The following is an 18723-nucleotide window of genomic DNA, read 5'->3' on the forward strand; positions in this document are numbered from 1 at the left end:
GCTCATACACTGATCATGAAAATGCTCTGCTATAAAAAAATCCCAGCCGAAGAGGGGATTTTTTTATATTTGATCGATCAATTAATAAGGATAATTAGGGACAGGGCCATGCGTTGGAATGGTGAGCGATTGTCCTGTTGCCAAGCGATTTGAACCGCCATCCGGTTGCGCATAGAAATACAAAGGTGCGGTAGGCAGATTAAGCATAGCGACTGAAGCATGGGCGGTTGCAGTGACAGGCAAGCCATAAAGTGCATAAAAATCTTTTAGGTCATAGCCCATGATTTTTGAACTGAGCACATAAATCAGGTCAGGGCGGCTCATGCTTTTCGCATTAAAGGCGCCTAATCCCAGTTTATTCTTATCTGCTTGAGATGCTTTGCTTAAATCAATCTGATTATACAAACGTTGTGAAGTATTCAGTAAGCGTATGAACTCAAATACACCCTGAAGATCAGGTCGCGATTTACCTTGATGTAAACGGGTATAGTTCATGGCCATCTGGATATGGAAGGCCTGCATCGATACATGATAGCCATCTTGCCATAAGCGTTTTTCCATTGCGGCACGTTGTGCTTCACCTGATAAACCAAGACTTCGTGTATCCTTGATATTGGCATATAAAGTTGGGTGGCGGAAGTTGCTGCCATTACTGTCCTGAGCATATAGATGATATTTACTCATCATGCTTAAACCCGCCAGAATGTTGTTATTACATTCCACTCCGCAGCCAATAGGTTTTCTGGTTTCAATGGAAGGGAATACCATGGTTAAGACATCCTGAACAGTATTATGTCCCAGTTCATGCACCCAGCCCCAACCGGTATCAATGCCAGTTGACCCATCTGATGGATTTCCTGAGCATAGGAAGCCACAGGTCGCAATCCAGCCCACAAAATGCTGAACATTCGGGGCACGATGAACTTTGCCGATACAATCCCAGCCTAATTCATTACAACGCTGTGCCGTACTGCTATCCAGCGGCATATTGTTATAACCGTTGGCAATGTGGTTACTGTCAAAGATTACGCCCTTAATCTGATCCACATAGGTACGTGCTGATCGATCACCAATGGCTTTTAACGCATAGTCATTGGTCTGCTGAATTTCACCACCAACAAATTTAAAAGTGTTCCAGCCGAAGTTTCTACTTTGCAGGATGCTGGTGGCTTCGCTAATATCCGCTTCAGTGATCGTTTGAGTAAAATCATAATGTGCATATTTTGCTGCACCTTTGATTTTTAAGGTCACCACAGAGCCTGCTTTGGCATTGCTGTAATTCAACATCAATGGTCCACCGAACGGGCTGATAAAGTCATTGCTTTGAGTGGCGTCTAATTTTACGGCGAAACTGTTTGGTCGGCGAGGACGTTTATAGCCGCCATCATCAAAGGGATTGCCCCAGGCACGTAAATAGCTGGTTTGGACTGAAAGCTGCGCACCTTGAGCATCAACAATCTCAATACTGACAGGCTTGCCCGGGATGCTGGCACGACCAATTGCGGTAATTCCGCTGCCTTGCGGAATGGTCACAGTAATGGTTTCGGCTTGCGCACTGACAGCCATGTTTTGTGCAGAGGCTGGCATATAATCACCGGCACCATTTGGATTCACCAATGTGGTTTTGCGTTTATAGTCCGTCCAGGAATCACTGGCATAAGTACGCATAAAAGTCAGAGTATCGCCATTTTTCGACAGTCCGCTGTAATTCACGTCTGGACGCCAGAGATCTGCCAATAACACCAAAGCTTTTAGAATCTGATTATTATTTTTTGCGCTAAATGCAGTAATGCCTTGTGCATTTAAATTTTGTAGATTGGTAGAAGCTTTATTGATGGTTTGAATCAACGGATTATTGGCATTTAAATCACCTAGGTGTGCTGCACTTGGTGACTTGAAATATTCCAGCATTTGGATCGTACTATCGATGTCATTCACTTTATTCCATTGATCCGTGATGGAATGTCCTGAAGACATGAGTAAAGTATCTTGGCCACGCCAGTAATTATTATTGGTCTCAATCTTCAATGCCGAAAAGATTTTTTCTATCGGTGTAGTGACGTTATAACCCATTGCCTGGAAATATATTAGCTTACCTGCCTCCAGATATTCCTGAATCAAGCTGGATTCAAAATTATTGGCGCCGATATTACTGCCTAAAATCATCAGGTCAGCATCTTTCCAGCAGGTATTGGTTTGATCCAGTACATTACATTGTAGAAAGGTAACTTTAACCCCTAAATGCTGGGCAAAATAATTTTCTATCATGCTCAGGTTAGTTTGTGCCAGGCCATTAACGGTAAGTTTTAGTTCTTGTTTAGGCTGTGCCTGTGTTTTCCCCGTCAAAAGCCAGCGAAAACCATTGTTGAGCACGGGCGCAAAATCTACCACGTCAGGACTATTCGCTGAGATCCCCCTGAGCATATTCTGGCCAAAAGCCAGCGCACGGCCTTTACCGATTTGTGATGCGACTCCCAGACCACAGCCTTTATTCGCCTGCTGACTTAAATTCCAGCCACAAGCTTGATCTGAAACTGCGATGGGCAAAGCCGCGCTTAAATCATAAGGATAAAGATTAATCGAAGCAGTTGGCGTAAATTGCAGTTGAGGTTGCAAAACTTTGCCATTCGAACTGGTATAGAGTGAGGTAATTAAACCCTTTTGCCACGTTTGTCGTTGCTTGGCGAGCTGTAAGGCCCAGTCTAGTAGTGCAGTTGAATCCTGCTCAGTTAAAGGTATCGCGTCACCTGTACTCAATGCCTTATTAATCCGGGTGGTTGTTGGCGTTTGTGGATTTAAAGGTGGTGTACTGCCATGAGGTGTTTCTACAGGTGAGGGGGATGATTCCTCGTTATCAGGTGGATTATTTGTTGATGGTGGATTAACAGCAGAATCTGGTGTTTCTGCAGGAGAAGATGTTCCGCTACTGCCACCTCCACCACAGGCAATCAGACTGATCATAGCGATAAGGTCAGTAAGGCTGTTCTCAACCTCAAATAATTTCTTTCCACAATTTTCCCCAAGGTATAACCAAAAAGACGACATTATTTTTAAAGTTGTCGTAAATATCAGATGAGAATTATAGAAGTAAGTAGTGATAAAATAGAACTAATATTTAATTTAAGTATATGTTTTTAAATGATAAATATTTATTAAGAATAATATTTAATGTGATGCGGATTGAGTTAATTTTTATTTGTTTTAATTAGGCCGCAGTTTAAAAATAGCCTCGACCCGAGCTGAAATTTCATGTTTTATCAGTTTTGACTTCGAACTTGAGTAGGGCCAGCGCAATTCTTTCTACATGTTGATAAGCAGGTTGCTCTAACTCTTCACCAAAAATATCCGGATCAATTTCCTCATAAGACCAGTCAATATTTTGATGCTGTTTCATCAAAGCTTCCAGATGTTGCAAGAAGCGATTGCCATCCTGACAAATAGTGACGCCAGTATATAAAAATAGATGTCCATCTGGACTGAGTCGCTGTAAACCCTGTTTAATAATCTTAAAAGACAATTCATTGCCATCCAGTTTATTGCCTCCATGACGGTATTGCCGTTGATCTGGATCAACTAAATAAGGGGGATTGGCAAAAATCAGGTCAAACTGACCTTCAAGACCAGAAAATAAATTACTCTGCAGAGGATGAATCGAATTAAAACCTGAAAAATCGATATTAATCTGGCTATAGAGAAGAGCTTTCGGATTCAGATCTGCGACAAAGATTTCCTCATGATCTGGAAAATGTTTAGCCATATGAATTGCAGCAGCAGAAGTACCACAGCATATTTCAGCCGCCCGCTTAAAAGAATTGGCCTGGCAAGATAAATACTGCTTTAAATGATAGGCAAAACGGTAAGTATCAGGACCAAAAAAAACAGCGTCCTGTTGGGTCGTAGGAAAGGCTGAATGAATAAATAATTCGTCTTCGAGTGATGCGACTCTGACCAGACTTTTATATGCATTATCCTGAACTTCTAGAAGCTGATGTTCTAACAATAATGAAAAAAGAACAGGATCAAGATCGGTAATTGTAAATTCCAGATTCCAGCCAAAGATATCCTGTAGGGTTTTCTGTTTATTTTTCTCGCTTCTTTTGCGATCCAGAATCCGTTGATGGGAAAGTGGCGTAATAGCGGTAAACTGATATTGCTGCTGTTTTAAAAAGTCTAATAAAAAGCGCATAGCTTGTTGCTGGCTATTTTGAATTTCTAAAATCTGGTTCATTAGATATGCTCTTCGGTTTATTCAGAATAAATGAAAAGGTGCATACACCTGTTTAATCTATACAAGATAATGACCAGAACAGCCATTCGCTATATTGATTCAATCAAAATAGATCAGCTCAATCTTCGCCCAAAATTTACTGTTGTTCGGTAAAAAACTAATGTGAATTGGTTTAATTTGTATAGCGGTATATTGAAGTTCAAATCCTTATAAAGAATGAATCACTATATTTTTCCTATAAAAAATGCCGACTGATCAAGTGATGAGTCGGCATAGACTGAATATAAATAGAAGCTTTAATGAGTAGCTTCTGGTAAATCAAACCAGATCACTTGCGCATCTTCAATTGCTTTAATTTCTGCATCATCCATAAAGGCAATCGCACCACCAGCTTCAACTGTATATTCTGCAATTTGTACTGAGCCAGAAATCACATGTACATAATTGATATGCTGGGTTGCGTTGATATTCAGACTTTGGCCTTGATGGATCACTGCGGTTTTGACTTCTGCATTTTGACGAATGTGCATGGGTGCATTGTCATTCGGTCCACAGATTAAATGCCATTGATTCGGTTGTTCTTTTGCATCCAGCCGAATTTGCTGATAATTCGGCTGAGCATCACGTTCATTCGGAATGATCCAGATTTGCAGGAGATGTACCTGTTCATCGCTCTGGTTCATTTCACTATGACGTACACCGGTTCCGGCACTCATCAGTTGCCATTCACCTGCTGCAATACCGCCATGATTGCCCATACTGTCCTGATGAGTAATCGTACCTTTCAATACACAGGTCAGGATTTCCATATTGTCATGCGGATGGGTACCAAAGCCCTGATGTGCATCAATCAGGTCGTCATTAATGACACGTAAAGCACTCACGCCCATATAGTTCGGATTGTACCAGTTGCCAAATGAGAAGCTGTGTCTAGATTCCAGCCAGCCCATTTTTACATGACCACGATTTTCACTTGGATGTAGAAAAGCTTTCATGGGTTTATCTCACTTTAATTTTTAACTTGAGATCATCATACCGTTGTTTTAATTCTTAAAAAATCATAAACAGGCGACAGATCATTGCATTTTCGCAACGATACAAAAGGATGTAGGTATAAAAAAAGCCCACTCGTAAGCGGGCTTAGGTATTTAAATAAAGATTATTCAAGGAAACGGACAGTTACACCTGATTTCACTTTACGGCCTAAATCATTCGCATCCCAGTTAGTCAGACGGATACAGCCATGTGACGCAGTTTTAGAGATTGCAGAAGGATTCGGTGTACCGTGAATACCAAATGATTTTTTGCTTAAACCAATCCAGATATTACCTACAGGACCGTTTGGACCAGGTGGTAAAGAAAGTGGTTTCTTGTTATTGCCTTGAACAAAGTTAGATGGCGAGTAGCTATACCATGGGTTTTTCGCTACGCCAGTCACCTTATAAGTTCCTGTTGGCGATGGAGTACTTGAACTACCAATCGTTGCCGGGAAAGAAGCGATCATCTGGTTGCGGCTATTGAACAGATAAAGCTGCTTAGCACCTTTATGCGCCACAATCAAATGAATATCTTCAGGAACTTCATTGCGGATATTGGCAACAATCAGCTTTTCCCCAGCTTTCTTAAAGGTAGCTTTTGGATTTAACTTTTTCAAAAAGTCTTCATCCATATGGAATTTTTCACCCAGCATTTCAGTTACGCGAGTGTAATATAGACCTTTCATTTTTGCCTGTAAGGCATAGTCAGAAGGAATAGACTCGGCATAAGGACCTTTCAGGTCTTCTTCAGTGATGGTGTATTCTACAAAAGCAGGCTTAGAACCTTGTTTAGCCAATAGGGCATCCCAAGTTTCCTGAGTCAACGTACCTGTTGGTTTAATACCATTCATTTGCTGGAAAGATGCGATCGCTTTCAAGGTATTTTTACCGCTAGTACCGTCAATCGCACCTGGAGAAGCATGGGCATTATTCAACATGACATGCGCACGTGCATACACCGGAAATTGGCCTTTACCAATATCTTCATACCAGCTTGCATTATTAAGGCCATCTAAAGTCCAAGATGCTTTCGCAGCAGCAGAATTCGTCGGTGCTTTAGTCTTGGTTGAAGCAACACCAATATCGGCCGTCTGGTCTTCAGTATTTTGTAATACATCTAATGCTTCAGAAGCTTTCTTCAGATCTTGTTGTTCTTGAGCACTAATTCGAGTTTCTGCTTGTGCTGCCGAAGCTTCAGTCGCTAAAGGGTCAATCGGATCCTGTACCGCAACATCAGTGACAACTTGGGGATTTAATGGTTGTTCAGCAGTAGACGCAGCGAAAACAGTACCTGCGAAAATGCAACCTAGACTCACAGCGAGCATTGTGCGAACGAACATGTAACTCAACCTTAAAAATATTTCGTTAACTATGTGAAAAAACACTATAAGTATTACAGAAAAAATGTGGAGATGCAGTAGTTCTTTTGTGTAATTCCTCACATTTGATCACTTAACATGATCGGTTTTTAAAGTCATGAGAAGTTATTCAAAATGCAGTCATTTTGTTATGATGTGGGCAATATCAAAGATAGATAGGAAAGTGAATGACGACCTTAAAAAATGATCGTTTTCTGCGCGCATTGTTACGTGAACCTGTAGATACTACCCCTGTATGGATGATGCGTCAGGCAGGCCGTTATTTACCAGAATATCGAGAAACACGTGCCAAAGCAGGGGATTTCCTTTCTCTTTGCAAAAATACTGACTTTGCCTGTGAAGTGACTTTACAGCCTTTACGCCGTTATGAGCTGGATGCGGCCATTTTATTTTCGGACATTCTGACTGTTCCGGATGCTTTAGGTCTGGGTCTTTATTTTGAAGCAGGTGAAGGTCCGAAATTCCACAAAACTGTGCGGACTGAACAGGATGTGGCTAATTTACCCAAATTTAATGCCAAGTCTGACCTTGATTATGTAATGAATGCGGTGTCGACCATTCGTTCGGCTTTGGGTGGGCAAGTACCATTGATCGGCTTCTCCGGCAGCCCGTGGACCTTGGCGACGTATATGGTTGAAGGGGGTTCGAGTAAAGACTTCCGTTTCACTAAAAACATGATGTACGCACAGCCAGAAGTTCTGGATGCTTTATTAGAGCGTTTGGCAGATGCCGTAACCGAATATTTAAATGCCCAGATTGATGCCGGTGCTCAGGCGGTACAGATCTTTGATAGCTGGGGCGGGGCACTTGCTCATCGTGAATATATTGAATTCTCACTTAATTATATGCAAAAAATTGTGGCAGGTTTGCAACGTGAAAAAGATGGCCGCAAGATTCCAGTGATTCTGTTTACCAAAGGTGGCGGTCAATGGCTAGAGCCAATGGTTGCGACCGGTGCAGATGCCTTTGGCCTGGACTGGACCACACCGCTCAATGTTGCACGCCAGACTGTTGCAGGTCGTGCTGCGTTACAAGGCAACCTGGATCCAGCGACTTTATATGGCACTCCGGACGCGATTGCTAAAGCAACCAAGCTGATGCTGCATGATGCCTATGCCAACGGTGAAAAAACTGGCTATGTAGCCAACTTAGGTCATGGCATTACCCAGTGGGTGGATCCAACCAATCCTAAAGTATTTATTGATACCGTACATGAGTACAGCGCTAAATATCTTTAGGATGTAAACGTTGATCGACTTTTTTAAATCAGGGTTTGAATTTACCTATAAGGCAGCTTCGGCTGCCTTATTTGGGATTCTGCTCCTGCTTGCTTTTGCACAAACTGCATCAATGGGTAGTGAACTTTTTTACGGTTTCTACCGCTATGACTATCTATTATTTTTCGCTTTACTGATTCAGGTAGTATTGCTCTATACCAAACTGGAATCCTGGGCCGAAGCCAAAGTAATTGCCTTGTTCCATATCATGGCGATGGTCATGGAAATTTTCCTGACCCATCCGGCAATTGCATCCTGGCAATATCCACAACCTGCAATTTTTAAAATACTGACTGTGCCTTTATTTGCTGGCTTTATGTATTCGGCTGTCGGCAGTTTTTTTGCACGTTCCTTACGCTTATACCAAGTCTCATTTGAAAAATTGCCGCCCTTTAGCCATATGCTGGCTTTGGCAGTACTGTCCTACATCAACTTTATGAGTAAATTCTTCATTCCCGACTATCGTTTGCTGTTATTTGTCTGGAGTGTAGTGATGTTCTGGAAAACCAGAATTCGGTTTCAGTTGAATCAGCACGCTTTTCAGCTACCGATGTTGCCTGTCCTGTTGATCTTGGCGTTTATTATCTGGGTGGCAGAGAATATCAGTACCTTTTATCAGATCTGGTTATATCCAAGCCAGGTAGAAAAATGGCATATGGTCGGTTGGGGCAAGCTCGGTTCCTGGTATTTACTTTTATTGCTCAGTCTGGTGCTGGTGTTAAAGATTCTAGGACAGCGTAATTCTCAAGGTAACTGGAGCCTAAAAAACCGGTAAAACTATTCTGTTTATGTTTATGTAAATTGGACATTTTTTTCATTGCGCCAAATTAGACTTCCCGCTACTCTCCTGAATGTGTAATGAAGATTACATCATTAGCGTAATAACAAAAGATGCATGAGAATAACCGGAGAATAAGTATGTTAAAAAAGATTATGCTCGCTGTGGTATTGGCAACGGGTTCTGGTATGGCGATGGCGGATAGAGATGTAGGTTGTGGTATTGGTAGCCAGGTCTGGGCAGGCCAGTCAGGCATTATTCCTAAGCTGCTTGCAGGTACAACAAACGTGCTGTTTACTAACCAGTGGCTAGGTATTACTTTCGGTACTTTAGGATGTAGCCAGGGCGGTACAGTAACGGCTCAAGTTGTGACTTTTACCAATGAAAATGCTGAGGCATTGGCACGTGATATGGCCGTAGGTGAAGGTGAAAGCCTGAACGTACTGGCTGAACTGCTAAATATCAAGGCAGAAGACAAAGCACGTTTCTTCACTGTATCCAAGCAGAATTTCTCTGAAATCTATTCAGAAGAAAACCAGAATACTTTACAAGTGTTAAGTACTCTGCAAACAGTCATGGCTAAAGATGAAGTATTAAAAGCTTATATCTAAGTATCGCTGTAAAAACCCTGCTGTCCTGGCAGGGTTTTCTTATAAATAAAAATTGAAAAGAACCGTAGACTGAATGAAATATGCTTTTTTGCTCTCAGCCCTGCTGTGGAGTCCCCTGAGTTTTGCGTCCGAAATTTCTCCAGATATTCAAGCTTATCTAGAACAAGCCACACAAAAAAAATTGCACCAGACCGCGACCTGGCAGCGTTTGATGTATGCCAATACTGAAGGAAAAAGTGAAGTCAGTTATGCTGGCTATTTTCTGGCAAAGCAGGGCAAGACAGATCTGCAGCTTGAATTAAAGCAAAATATACAGGCATTGTTTGAGCCCGCAGAATCCAATCAGTCTGTACGATGTAAATTCCCGGCACGTAGCCAGTGGTTAATGCAACAGCTGAATATTTCTGAACAGCAACTGCCTGAAGCGAGTTGCCCGGATTTTGATCGCTGGATGAATGAAGTCAAGCCTTATCAGGCGACCCTGATTTATGCCACCGATTATATGAGCAATCCCAGCTCCATGTTTGGTCATACTTTGCTGCGTCTAGACCCGAAAGACCAGCAGCAACTGAATCTGGTGTCTTATGCGGTCAATTATGCTGCTACAGTTGACAGCAATGATAACTGGTCCTTTGCCTGGAAAGGGCTGACCGGCCAATATCCGGGTGAATATTCCTTGATGCCGTATTACCGCAAAGTCAAGGAATATGGTGACTTTGAAAGTCGTGATTTATGGGAATATGAACTTAATCTAACGCCTGAAGAAACCGGATTTCTGGTGAAGCATCTCTGGGAAATGCAACAGGTAAGTTTCCCTTATTATTTCATTAATGATAACTGTGCCTATCGTCTATTAGGGCTTTTTGATCTGGTGCGTCCTGAACTGAACTTGCAGCAGCAATTCGATACCGCCGCAATTCCAGTCGAAACCTTAAAAGTAGTGGAACAGCAGGGACTGATCAGGAAGAAGACTTATCGTCCGGCCCTGGAAACTCAATTGCTGGCTCAAGCCCGGCAACATGGCAAATCCTTGGCAAAAACTGCACATCAGGTAGGGTATGCAGAAACCTCTGAAATGGAAGCCATGTTGCAAAATTATCCGGCTGAAGATCAGGCCAAGATTCTGGAAATGGCCTACGACCATTTATATCTGGATTTTCTTCGTCAAGAAGTAGATGAATCTTTTGCCCAGCCACGCTTTCGCAAATTATTAGGCCTAAGAAGTCAGTTGGCGATAGACAAACAGCGTCAGCAGCCAGAGCGTCCAAAAATAGATCCGGTTCAAAGCCATCATGCCCGAAATATCGTTCTTGAAACTGGGCAAGTACAGGGTGAGACTTTTGTGCAGCTTGGTCATCGTCAGGCTTATCATGACCTTATGGATCCGCAAGGCGGGCTGCGTACAGGAACCCAATTATTATTCCTGGATGGTGCATTGCAGTATCGTGATGACCGCGTGAAGCTGGAGCATCTGGATCTACTTACAGTAAATTCCTATAACCCAATTAATGCGTTTAAAGCGCCGTTATCTTGGGGTTTTAGTCTGGGCTGGAAACAGGAAGCACTGGATCAGCATGGCCAGTTTAGTACCGAGCAACAGCATGGTGTAGCCAATTTTCAGGTTCAGGGTGGCTATAGCTGGGCAAATAAAGCACGTGAACATCTCTGCTATGTGCAGCTACAAAATCATGTGCAGGCCGGAAAAGCGCTAGACAAAGGATGGCGTATCGGTATGGGGCCAACGGTGGGTTGTCAGAATATCTGGACGGATCAGATCAATAGCCTAGTACAGGTGGAATTACCGTATTGGGAAGACTCCCATCAGTGGCAGCTGAAATTAAAAAGCCAGTTGCAATATGCATGGAATGCACAAAATGCCATTCGGGCGAGCTGGGAATATCAGCAACAGGACTCGAAAGACTGGGAAAAATGGAGTCTGGGCTTAGTCCATTATTTTTAATTTGGCTAACATACCCTCGAATATTGAGTAAATGAAGTTTATAGATCAAATGACTTATATTTGAATGTTTAAAATAAATTCATGTTCGGAGACTTCTACCGATATTATCAAAGATTGTATTCAGTAATTGGGTTAAAATGCCTGAATATTGTTGTATTTTTCACATAATATCACTGAAAATCGCAAAGTATCGGGAAAAGTTATATGAATAATGAGTGTATGGCTATGCTGGCGGAGCAGTGGAAGCAGATCTGTCAAAATTATTCATCGGATGATTTGCTACACGCATTTCAGTTTATTCAAGACCACTCGTCGGTACTGGTAGAAGAATTCTATAAAAATATGCTTCTGGAAGAAGAAGCCTCTCAATATTTTACTGATGAGCTGATTCAGCAGCGTTTACGCGATACTTTACATCAATGGCTTTCAGAAAGTTTCAGTGTGGCGCTGAATAAGCGTTATGCAGAAGCCGTGCAAAAACAGAATATCGTTGGACATGTGCATGCACGCGTTGGGATTCCATCCTGGCTGATTATGCGCGGTGTACGAGAAATTCAGCGCAAAATGTTTGAATTGCTGAGTTTAAATCCGCAGCCGAACATGCTTACTACCTGTAGCTATATTGTACAAATCATGGGATTTGCCACAGAAATTATGTGTCGTTCCTATGAGGCAAAATCAGTCCAGAATCAGGAAATGAAGCACAGTTACCGGGTATTTTCTGCAATGCAGGATGTCGCGGTACAAAAAGATAAGCAGCGCAGTTCATTGCTGGATTGGGAAAATGAGCTGATGTTCAAGGTCTTTTCTGGCACTACAGGCATTAGACATCAAATGCTGTCCAAGTCAGAATTTGGCTTATGGTTTATTCATAAAGCGTCTTATGCCTTTACCGGTTCTGATCAGGTCGATTTAATTATCGAGCGAATTTATCAGATCGATACGCTAAATCAGGCAGTGCTGAAATGTACTGAAAAAGATCAGATGCTGAATCTGATTCAAAGTATTCGTGATTTAAACCGTGAAATACAGCACCTGGTCGATCAATTATTCCAGGTTGCAGATTATATCGAATCTGGAAATGACTCGTTAACCCAGTTATTGAATCGCCGTTATTTAAATACCATTATTTCACGTGAAATCAATTTCTCTCGTGATAACCAGACACCATTATCCTTGCTAGCGATTGATGCCGATTTCTTCAAAGCCATTAATGATAAATATGGTCATGCAGCTGGCGATCTGGCCTTAAAGTTTATTGCGGATGCCCTACAGAAATACATTCAGGGTAGTGACTATGCATTCCGTGTCGGTGGTGAGGAATTCCTGCTGCTGCTGGTCGATTCCGATGAAAGACGCGCGCTGAACATTGCTGAAAATATCCGTAAATATGTAGAGCATGGCTTGATCAATACGGCTCAAGGACAGCAATTCAGACTCACAGTCAGTATTGGCTGTGCGTTATTTGATGGTCATCCGGATTACCAAAGATTTCTGGATGCCGCAGATGCTGCATTGTATATGGCTAAAAATACGGGGCGTAACCGGGTCTATCTGGCGCAACCTTCTCAAATTCAGGGCGCACAAAAAGCGTCTGTCTAATTTAAAATTTGCTGCTGAATCGCAGCCTGAAATTGCTGTTTTTGCCGCACATATTCGGGATGGATTTTGGCTTCATCCCATTTTTGTTTAAATATTTTGGCTGCAGCAGCTTTAACCGGATCTTCAGAACTGCGCGGCAATTCCTCACGCCCATGTGCACCACTTAAGCCCTTTTTATCATCTGGAACCGGGCCATCGTATTTTTTGCCGCCTTTATGATTGGCATAACGCCGGGCGCGGGTATAACCCATTTGTAAAAACTTGCGTGCCATATCAGCCCCGACGAAATCTTCCTGTTTTAAATATTCCAGAAATAGAGCATAAATTTTTTTACTACTGACTTGGGCTTTTTCAGCATCTGCAAAACGCCAGTGGGGCAGGATTTCCGACTTATAAGGTTCTACTAAAAGCACGCCTTGCTCACCGCGTCCAATCCGGTATAAGTCCGGACGTTTACGGAAATCAATTTTCTTAAAATCCAGACTATAGTCAAAACTATTTGAATGAACACGTGAAGGGCGTTTAGGCGGATCAAGCTGCTTTTTACTCATGGCTGTTTCCAGAATTTATATACTTGGATCATGCAGACTTCTAAACAAAAGGTCTGTATTTAAACATGGCAGGAAATGTAGTCAGGAAATTAATTATGCAGCATCAATCTGTTTATTTTTTAAAGGAAGGAAACTAAGTTAATAAGATAAATTTTTGAAAAGAATGTAGGAATTAAATTTTAAGAAATTGAGTGAATACGTAGAAAAGTTAAGGAATTGATCGCAAAATTCCTTAACTGATGAAGATATTAAACTCGTACTTATGTTTTAACTTTCTACCACGACATAATATTTTTTAACGGCTTTAACCACTTCAAAAGTGCCAACAAAACCGGGTGGAATAATGCCAGCTTCACCTGCCTTGATTTGAGCAAAGGATTGTCCTTGAGCATCATGTAAACGGACAATCCCTTCAATTACCTGAAAGAATTCCTGTTTATTTTCAGCGAATACAATCTTCCAGGCACCCACTTCACATTGCCAGATCCCGCAATCCATATTGGGATGTTGATAGGCACTCTGGGTCAAGCGTTTAGGATTGCCTTTAACCAGCCGGTCTGGACGTGGATAATCGATACTTTCTTCAGCCTGACCTAAACCTCGACCCGCAATCCAAATAGATGACATTTTCATAACCTCATCGTGTAAAAAAGCCCCAATATCAATTGAGGCTTTCATTTATGAATCTATATTAATAACTTTCTGGTACAGCGCCTAAAAACTCACGGCGGACTTCTTTATCGGTTTTAAAGTCACCGATAAATGACACCGTACGCGTTGTTGATTCCTGTTTGCCAACACCACGCATCATCATACACATATGTGCTGAATCAATCATCACGGCCACACCACGTGCATTGGTGACTTCAGCAACCGCTTCTGCGATTTGCTGGGTCAGATTTTCCTGAATCTGCAAACGACGGGCAAACATTTCAGTAATACGTGCAAATTTAGACAGGCCCAATACTTTGCCTTCAGGTAAATAGGCAATATGTACACGGCCATAAAATGGCAATAAATGGTGTTCGCAGAGTGAATAAAATTCGATATTTTTCACTAAAACCATTTCACGGTTATCTGATGGAAAAACCGCACTATTGGTCACTTCTTCCAGAGTCTGGCTATACCCTGAGGTTAAATACGAAAACGCTTTCGCAGCACGCACGGGCGTATCTTTGAGACCAGGGCGATTGAGATCTTCACCAACGGCAGTAAGAATGTTTGCGTAAGATTGCTGCATAGTCATATGACGTATTCACTTAAACTGAGAATGAACAAGGACGGCATTGTAGCAGAAATCTTTTACAATGCCTTGTTTTGGGGGTAAATCCGCTTACTGTTTAAACTTTGGATTTTTTTCTGCACGTTTTAGCAAAACTAAAACTGCACCAGTGCCACCCTGTTTTTCAGGAGCACTGACAAAGGCCAGAACATCACGGTGCTGACGTAACCAGCCGTTGACATAAGTTTTTAAGATCGCTTCAGGCCCTTTGCCATGTACAATCTTGATCACGTTCTGGTTTTCATCTTTGGCGATCTGGATAATCTGAAGCACAGCCTGACGTGCTTCTTCGACCGTACAACCATGCAGGTCGACAGCTTCGAACCAACGCAGATTTCCCGCTTTCAGATCTTCAAAAACCTTATGCTGCAAGGTCGCAATGCAGTAGCTTAAGCTCGCCTGACTGCCAACCGGATTGAGCATGGCCTGAGTATCAGACAGCACGGTTTCATCGGTATGCATGGGACCTTCGGCAGCCGCACGCTTGGCCAGAGTTTGTGCATCGACTTTTTTCTTGGGAGATTTTTCAATTTTCGCAATATTGCCGGCATCAATTTTTTGTACGCCTTGCATCTGTTTGCGAAATAGATCGAGGTCTTCCGCCTGTTCCTGCTCCGCTGTTTTCACGACAGGGGCAACAGGTTCAGCCTTAGGCTGAGGATGACTAATTTGCTTTTTAAGATCTTTCAGTAAATTGTACTGATCTTTAGAAAGCGAAGAATCGTGTTTGCTCATAATCTGGAAACGGGGGAGATACTGAATTTGGTAAATTATAGTCTTAAATGACTGAAAGGAGAAATGAATTGCACTAAATACAACATATCCTAAACCTAGCTTTAATTTCTCAATAGTTTTCTAATATTGAATAGCTTGATGAACTTTAAATAGAAAATAATTTATGAATATTCTCCTTTTATTATTTTAACAGTTGCCTCGATGGAACATCTCTCTTTAAATATAAATCAATCAAACCTGGAAATAAAAAATGAGTTATTCAGGCAGTTGTTTGTGTGGCAATGTCCAGTTCAAAATAAATACGAATATTCAGACCATGTATCATTGTCACTGCAGTTTATGTCGTAAACAGAGTGGTACGGCCGCGAATGCAGCAACTTTAGTTCATCAGCAATATTTTGAATGGACCTCAGGACACGCTTCCATTTCCTGTTATCAAAAAGAGACCGGATTTCGTTCTCATTTTTGTCAACACTGTGGCTCGCCTGTACCGAATCAGGTAGGTACTATTGCATTGATCTGGATTCCTTTAGGGCTTCTGGATCAAGTACCCAAAATTCAGCACAGACTGAATTTTTGTCTGAACTCTAAAGTAGATTGGGCAAATGAAATCAAGGCGGATGAGTACTATTCTGAACTGCCAGAATTTGAAAAATTAATCTCTTATTTTGATCATTTAACTTAGTATTAAATGAATTAAATTAGTTAATAGAAAAAAAAGCCCCATGCTGAGCCGGGGCTTTTTTTATACTTAATATTTTAAACTGATTCAGGCTCACCGAATAAATCACGGAAAGCATGATCCGGGCGTGGCTGTTTCATGAAACTTTCACCGACCAGGAAAGCATGAATATCATGTTCTTGCATCATCGCAACATCAGCAGGGATCGCAATACCGCTTTCAGTGACCAGCAGGCGTGAAGGATCCAGTAGTTTTTTCAGACGTAATGATGTATTCAGGTCGACATCAAAAGTTTTTAAATTACGGTTATTCACACCCAGCAGACAACGATCAGAAAGTTTTAAAGCACGCCCTAATTCTTCTTCATCATGCACTTCAACCAGTACATCCAGATTATGCTCAAACGCAGTTTTAGACATTTCCTCTAACTGCTGATCAGAAAGACAGGCCACGATCAGCAAAATACAGTCTGCATGCAGGGCACGCGCTTCAATCACGCCATAAGGATCGATCAGGAAATCTTTACGCAGCGCAGGCAAATCACAGTGTGAACGGGCAATCTGAATATATTCATCAGCACCCTGGAAAAAATCCACGTCAGTTAGTACAGATAAACAGGCAGCGCCGGCATCCTGATATTGCGCCGCAATTTCTGCAGGATTGAAGTTTTCACGAATCACGCCTTTGGACGGAGAAGCCTTTTTAATTTCAGCGATTACACCTGGGCGTTTAGACATTAAAGATTGGGCAAAGCCACGGACTGGTGTCGCACCTTGTGCCAGTTCTTCGATATCCTTATAGCTTTTCTGCTTAAGACGGAGAGCGAACTCTTCTTTCTTACGATCAACAATTTTACCCAAAATTGTATTTGCAATATCAACCATGATTCAAATTCCTGACCGTATTAAGCTTCATATTGTTTGATGGTTTTGGTGAATTCAGACAGCACGCTCATTTTTTCCAGTGCCTGGCCACCATAAATAATATCGTGTGCCAGTGCCACACCTTGTTTATAGCTTGAAGTCAGGCCTGATACATAAATACCTGCGCCGGCATTTAGAGCAATCATATTGGCAGCCTTATGACCGGTCTCAGATTTCTTTTTGCCTAAGGCATCTTTAATCAGAGCCAGACTTTCTACTGAGCTTTCAATAATTAAACCGGTTAAGGTTTGCGATTCAATGTCGACCTGTTCAGGGATAATTTCCCATTCAGTGATTTCACCGTTTTTCAGCTCAGCCACATGGGTAGAAGAAGCCAGACTGATTTCATCTAAACCATCACGTGAATGAACGACCATGACATGTTCAGCACCGAGCTGTTTCATGACTTCAGCGATTGGACGGCACAGTTCATTGGAAAATACCCCGATGACCAAACGTTTTACACCGGCCGGATTCGTAAGCGGGCCGAGCAGGTTGAAAATACTATGAATACCCAGTTCTTTACGTGGACCAATCGCATATTTCATGGCTTTGTGATGGTTAGGCGCGAACAGGAAGCCAACACCGATATCACGGATACAGCGTTCGGTTTGCTGCATATTCAAATCAAGATTAATGCCTGCCTGTTCCAGCAGGTCAGAAGAGCCTGATTTGGTGGAAACACCGCGGTTACCATGTTTGGCAATGGTTGCACCAGCTGCTGCAATTACAAAAGCTGAAGCGGTAGACACGTTAAACAGGTTTTGTCCATCACCGCCTGTACCGACGATATCCACCAGATGAGGGACATCACTGACATCGATTTTGGTTGCGAGTTCACGCATGACACGTGCTGCAGCGGTAATCTCGTCAATACTTTCACCTTTCAGGCGTAGACCCATGAGCAGAGCACCGATCTGGGCATCGGTTGCTTCGCCAGACATGATGGTACGCATCACGTCTTCCATTTGTTCCTGAGTCAGGTGAATGTTTTTAGTAATATTACTTAAAGCTTGTTGAATATTCATGACTTGCGTTTCGCTCATTATGCGTAAATTTCAAGAAAGTTTTTAAATATCTGATGACCATGCTGGCTCAGGATTGATTCCGGATGGAACTGCACACCTTCAATCGGTAGTGTCTTATGTTTAATCCCCATGATTTCTTCCATAGAGCCATCTTCTTCATTGGTCCAGCAGGTCACTTCCAGACATTCTGGTAAAGTGGCCTGATCAATTACCAGCGAGTGGTAACGCGTTGCAGAGAAAGGATTCGGCAGGTTGCTGAAAATACCTTTATCGCTGTGATACATGTCAGATAAGCGACCATGCATGACGCGTTTGGCACGAATAATATCGCCGCCAAAAGCCTGACCAATACTTTGATGCCCCAGACAAACACCGAGTAGGGGAATTTTGCCACCAAAATGCTGAATGGCAGGAATCGAAATTCCAGCTTCACTTGGCGAACATGGACCAGGACCAATCACCAGATACTTGGGTTGCCATCGCTCAATATCCTCCAATGTCACGGCATCATTGCGGACTACTTTTACTTCTTGATTCAGTTCGCCAAAATACTGGACGATGTTATAAGTAAAGGAGTCATAGTTGTCGATCATTAGAAGCATGAGCTTAACCTATTGAAATTATTGCACTTAACTGTGCTAAAGTGATCC

At 42.2% G+C, this 18723-nt stretch carries 17 protein-coding genes; 6 read left to right on the top strand and 11 right to left on the bottom strand.

Annotated features, from left to right (window positions below):
• Positions 1–81 precede the first annotated feature (81 nt).
• The 4 genes from F897_RS07795 to F897_RS07810 form a co-directional block, all read right to left on the bottom strand.
• Positions 82–2961, bottom strand: coding sequence for an ImpA family metalloprotease (locus tag F897_RS07795; protein ID WP_122959118.1), 2880 nt, complete (start codon positions 2959–2961; stop codon positions 82–84).
• Positions 2962–3247: 286 nt separating this feature from the next.
• Positions 3248–4228 (bottom strand): methyltransferase, encoded by a 981-nt coding sequence (locus tag F897_RS07800; protein ID WP_005234831.1) that lies wholly within the window; start codon positions 4226–4228, stop codon positions 3248–3250.
• 296 nt (positions 4229–4524) lie between these two features.
• Positions 4525–5223, bottom strand: a complete 699-nt coding sequence (locus tag F897_RS07805; protein ID WP_005234833.1) for a pirin family protein — start codon at positions 5221–5223, stop codon at positions 4525–4527.
• Positions 5224–5387: 164 nt separating this feature from the next.
• The gene (locus F897_RS07810; RefSeq protein WP_005234834.1) at positions 5388–6605 is read right to left on the bottom strand and encodes a L,D-transpeptidase family protein; all 1218 of its coding nucleotides are present in this window, start codon (positions 6603–6605) and stop codon (positions 5388–5390) included.
• Between the two features lie 206 nt (positions 6606–6811).
• Here F897_RS07810 and hemE point away from each other — a divergent pair, with 206 nt between their 5' ends.
• From hemE to F897_RS07835, 5 genes are all read left to right on the top strand, one after another.
• Positions 6812–7882, top strand: coding sequence for a uroporphyrinogen decarboxylase (gene hemE, locus F897_RS07815; RefSeq protein WP_005234836.1), 1071 nt, complete (start codon positions 6812–6814; stop codon positions 7880–7882).
• A gap of 10 nt (positions 7883–7892) precedes the next feature.
• Positions 7893–8696, top strand: coding sequence for a DUF817 family protein (locus F897_RS07820; RefSeq protein ID WP_005234838.1), 804 nt, complete (start codon positions 7893–7895; stop codon positions 8694–8696).
• Between the two features lie 143 nt (positions 8697–8839).
• Positions 8840–9310, top strand: a complete 471-nt coding sequence (locus F897_RS07825; protein ID WP_004782788.1) for a DUF3015 family protein — start codon at positions 8840–8842, stop codon at positions 9308–9310.
• 73 nt (positions 9311–9383) lie between these two features.
• Complete coding sequence (locus F897_RS07830; RefSeq protein ID WP_005234841.1) at positions 9384–11270, top strand: Lnb N-terminal periplasmic domain-containing protein; 1887 nt, start codon at positions 9384–9386, stop codon at positions 11268–11270.
• 204 nt (positions 11271–11474) lie between these two features.
• Positions 11475–12872, top strand: coding sequence for a diguanylate cyclase (locus F897_RS07835; RefSeq protein WP_005234843.1), 1398 nt, complete (start codon positions 11475–11477; stop codon positions 12870–12872).
• Here F897_RS07835 and F897_RS07840 read toward each other — a convergent pair.
• The 4 genes from F897_RS07840 to F897_RS07855 form a co-directional block, all read right to left on the bottom strand.
• The gene (locus tag F897_RS07840; RefSeq protein ID WP_005234845.1) at positions 12869–13423 is read right to left on the bottom strand and encodes a DUF4385 domain-containing protein; all 555 of its coding nucleotides are present in this window, start codon (positions 13421–13423) and stop codon (positions 12869–12871) included. The genes F897_RS07835 and F897_RS07840 overlap by 4 nt on opposite strands.
• 267 nt (positions 13424–13690) lie before the next feature.
• Positions 13691–14050: a cupin domain-containing protein gene (locus F897_RS07845; RefSeq protein WP_005234848.1), complete on the bottom strand. Its 360-nt coding sequence runs from the start codon at positions 14048–14050 to the stop codon at positions 13691–13693.
• A 64-nt stretch (positions 14051–14114) separates the two neighbouring features.
• Positions 14115–14663, bottom strand: coding sequence for a GTP cyclohydrolase I FolE (folE, locus tag F897_RS07850; protein ID WP_171064799.1), 549 nt, complete (start codon positions 14661–14663; stop codon positions 14115–14117).
• A gap of 93 nt (positions 14664–14756) precedes the next feature.
• Positions 14757–15440 (bottom strand): Smr/MutS family protein, encoded by a 684-nt coding sequence (locus F897_RS07855; protein WP_005234850.1) that lies wholly within the window; start codon positions 15438–15440, stop codon positions 14757–14759.
• 250 nt (positions 15441–15690) lie between these two features.
• On the opposite strand from F897_RS07855, the gene F897_RS07860 reads away from it, so the two are divergent.
• Positions 15691–16125: a GFA family protein gene (locus tag F897_RS07860; RefSeq protein WP_005234852.1), complete on the top strand. Its 435-nt coding sequence runs from the start codon at positions 15691–15693 to the stop codon at positions 16123–16125.
• 74 nt (positions 16126–16199) lie between these two features.
• Here F897_RS07860 and trpC read toward each other — a convergent pair whose 3' ends face one another.
• The 3 genes from trpC to F897_RS07875 are packed head-to-tail and all read right to left on the bottom strand — an operon-like array spanning position 16200 to position 18675.
• Positions 16200–17006 (bottom strand): indole-3-glycerol phosphate synthase TrpC, encoded by an 807-nt coding sequence (gene trpC / locus F897_RS07865; RefSeq protein ID WP_005234856.1) that lies wholly within the window; start codon positions 17004–17006, stop codon positions 16200–16202.
• Between the two features lie 20 nt (positions 17007–17026).
• Positions 17027–18073, bottom strand: coding sequence for an anthranilate phosphoribosyltransferase (gene trpD, locus F897_RS07870; RefSeq protein WP_034581144.1), 1047 nt, complete (start codon positions 18071–18073; stop codon positions 17027–17029).
• A gap of 17 nt (positions 18074–18090) precedes the next feature.
• Complete coding sequence (locus F897_RS07875) at positions 18091–18675, bottom strand: anthranilate synthase component II (protein WP_004782771.1); 585 nt, start codon at positions 18673–18675, stop codon at positions 18091–18093.
• Between the last annotated feature and the right edge of the window lie 48 nt (positions 18676–18723).

It is taken from the genome of Acinetobacter variabilis (assembly GCF_000369625.1).
GTDB lineage: Bacteria > Pseudomonadota > Gammaproteobacteria > Pseudomonadales > Moraxellaceae > Acinetobacter > Acinetobacter variabilis.

Excerpts from the sequence above, each read along its gene's own strand:
- F897_RS07860 (WP_005234852.1), top strand. The coding sequence starts at position 15,691 with ATGAGTTATTCAGGCAGTTGTTTGTGTGGCAATGTCCAGTTCAAAATA.
- F897_RS07800 (WP_005234831.1), bottom strand. The coding sequence starts at position 4,228 with ATGAACCAGATTTTAGAAATTCAAAATAGCCAGCAACAAGCTATGCGC.
- hemE (WP_005234836.1), top strand. The coding sequence starts at position 6,812 with ATGACGACCTTAAAAAATGATCGTTTTCTGCGCGCATTGTTACGTGAA.
- folE (WP_171064799.1), bottom strand. The coding sequence starts at position 14,663 with ATGCAGCAATCTTACGCAAACATTCTTACTGCCGTTGGTGAAGATCTC.
- F897_RS07840 (WP_005234845.1), bottom strand. The coding sequence starts at position 13,423 with ATGAGTAAAAAGCAGCTTGATCCGCCTAAACGCCCTTCACGTGTTCAT.
- trpC (WP_005234856.1), bottom strand. The coding sequence starts at position 17,006 with ATGGTTGATATTGCAAATACAATTTTGGGTAAAATTGTTGATCGTAAG.
- F897_RS07835 (WP_005234843.1), top strand. The coding sequence starts at position 11,475 with ATGAATAATGAGTGTATGGCTATGCTGGCGGAGCAGTGGAAGCAGATC.
- F897_RS07875 (WP_004782771.1), bottom strand. The coding sequence starts at position 18,675 with ATGCTTCTAATGATCGACAACTATGACTCCTTTACTTATAACATCGTC.
- F897_RS07855 (WP_005234850.1), bottom strand. The coding sequence starts at position 15,440 with ATGAGCAAACACGATTCTTCGCTTTCTAAAGATCAGTACAATTTACTG.
- F897_RS07845 (WP_005234848.1), bottom strand. The coding sequence starts at position 14,050 with ATGTCATCTATTTGGATTGCGGGTCGAGGTTTAGGTCAGGCTGAAGAA.
- F897_RS07830 (WP_005234841.1), top strand. The coding sequence starts at position 9,384 with ATGAAATATGCTTTTTTGCTCTCAGCCCTGCTGTGGAGTCCCCTGAGT.
- F897_RS07795 (WP_122959118.1), bottom strand. The coding sequence starts at position 2,961 with ATGATCAGTCTGATTGCCTGTGGTGGAGGTGGCAGTAGCGGAACATCT.
- F897_RS07825 (WP_004782788.1), top strand. The coding sequence starts at position 8,840 with ATGTTAAAAAAGATTATGCTCGCTGTGGTATTGGCAACGGGTTCTGGT.
- F897_RS07810 (WP_005234834.1), bottom strand. The coding sequence starts at position 6,605 with ATGTTCGTTCGCACAATGCTCGCTGTGAGTCTAGGTTGCATTTTCGCA.
- F897_RS07805 (WP_005234833.1), bottom strand. The coding sequence starts at position 5,223 with ATGAAAGCTTTTCTACATCCAAGTGAAAATCGTGGTCATGTAAAAATG.
- trpD (WP_034581144.1), bottom strand. The coding sequence starts at position 18,073 with ATGAATATTCAACAAGCTTTAAGTAATATTACTAAAAACATTCACCTG.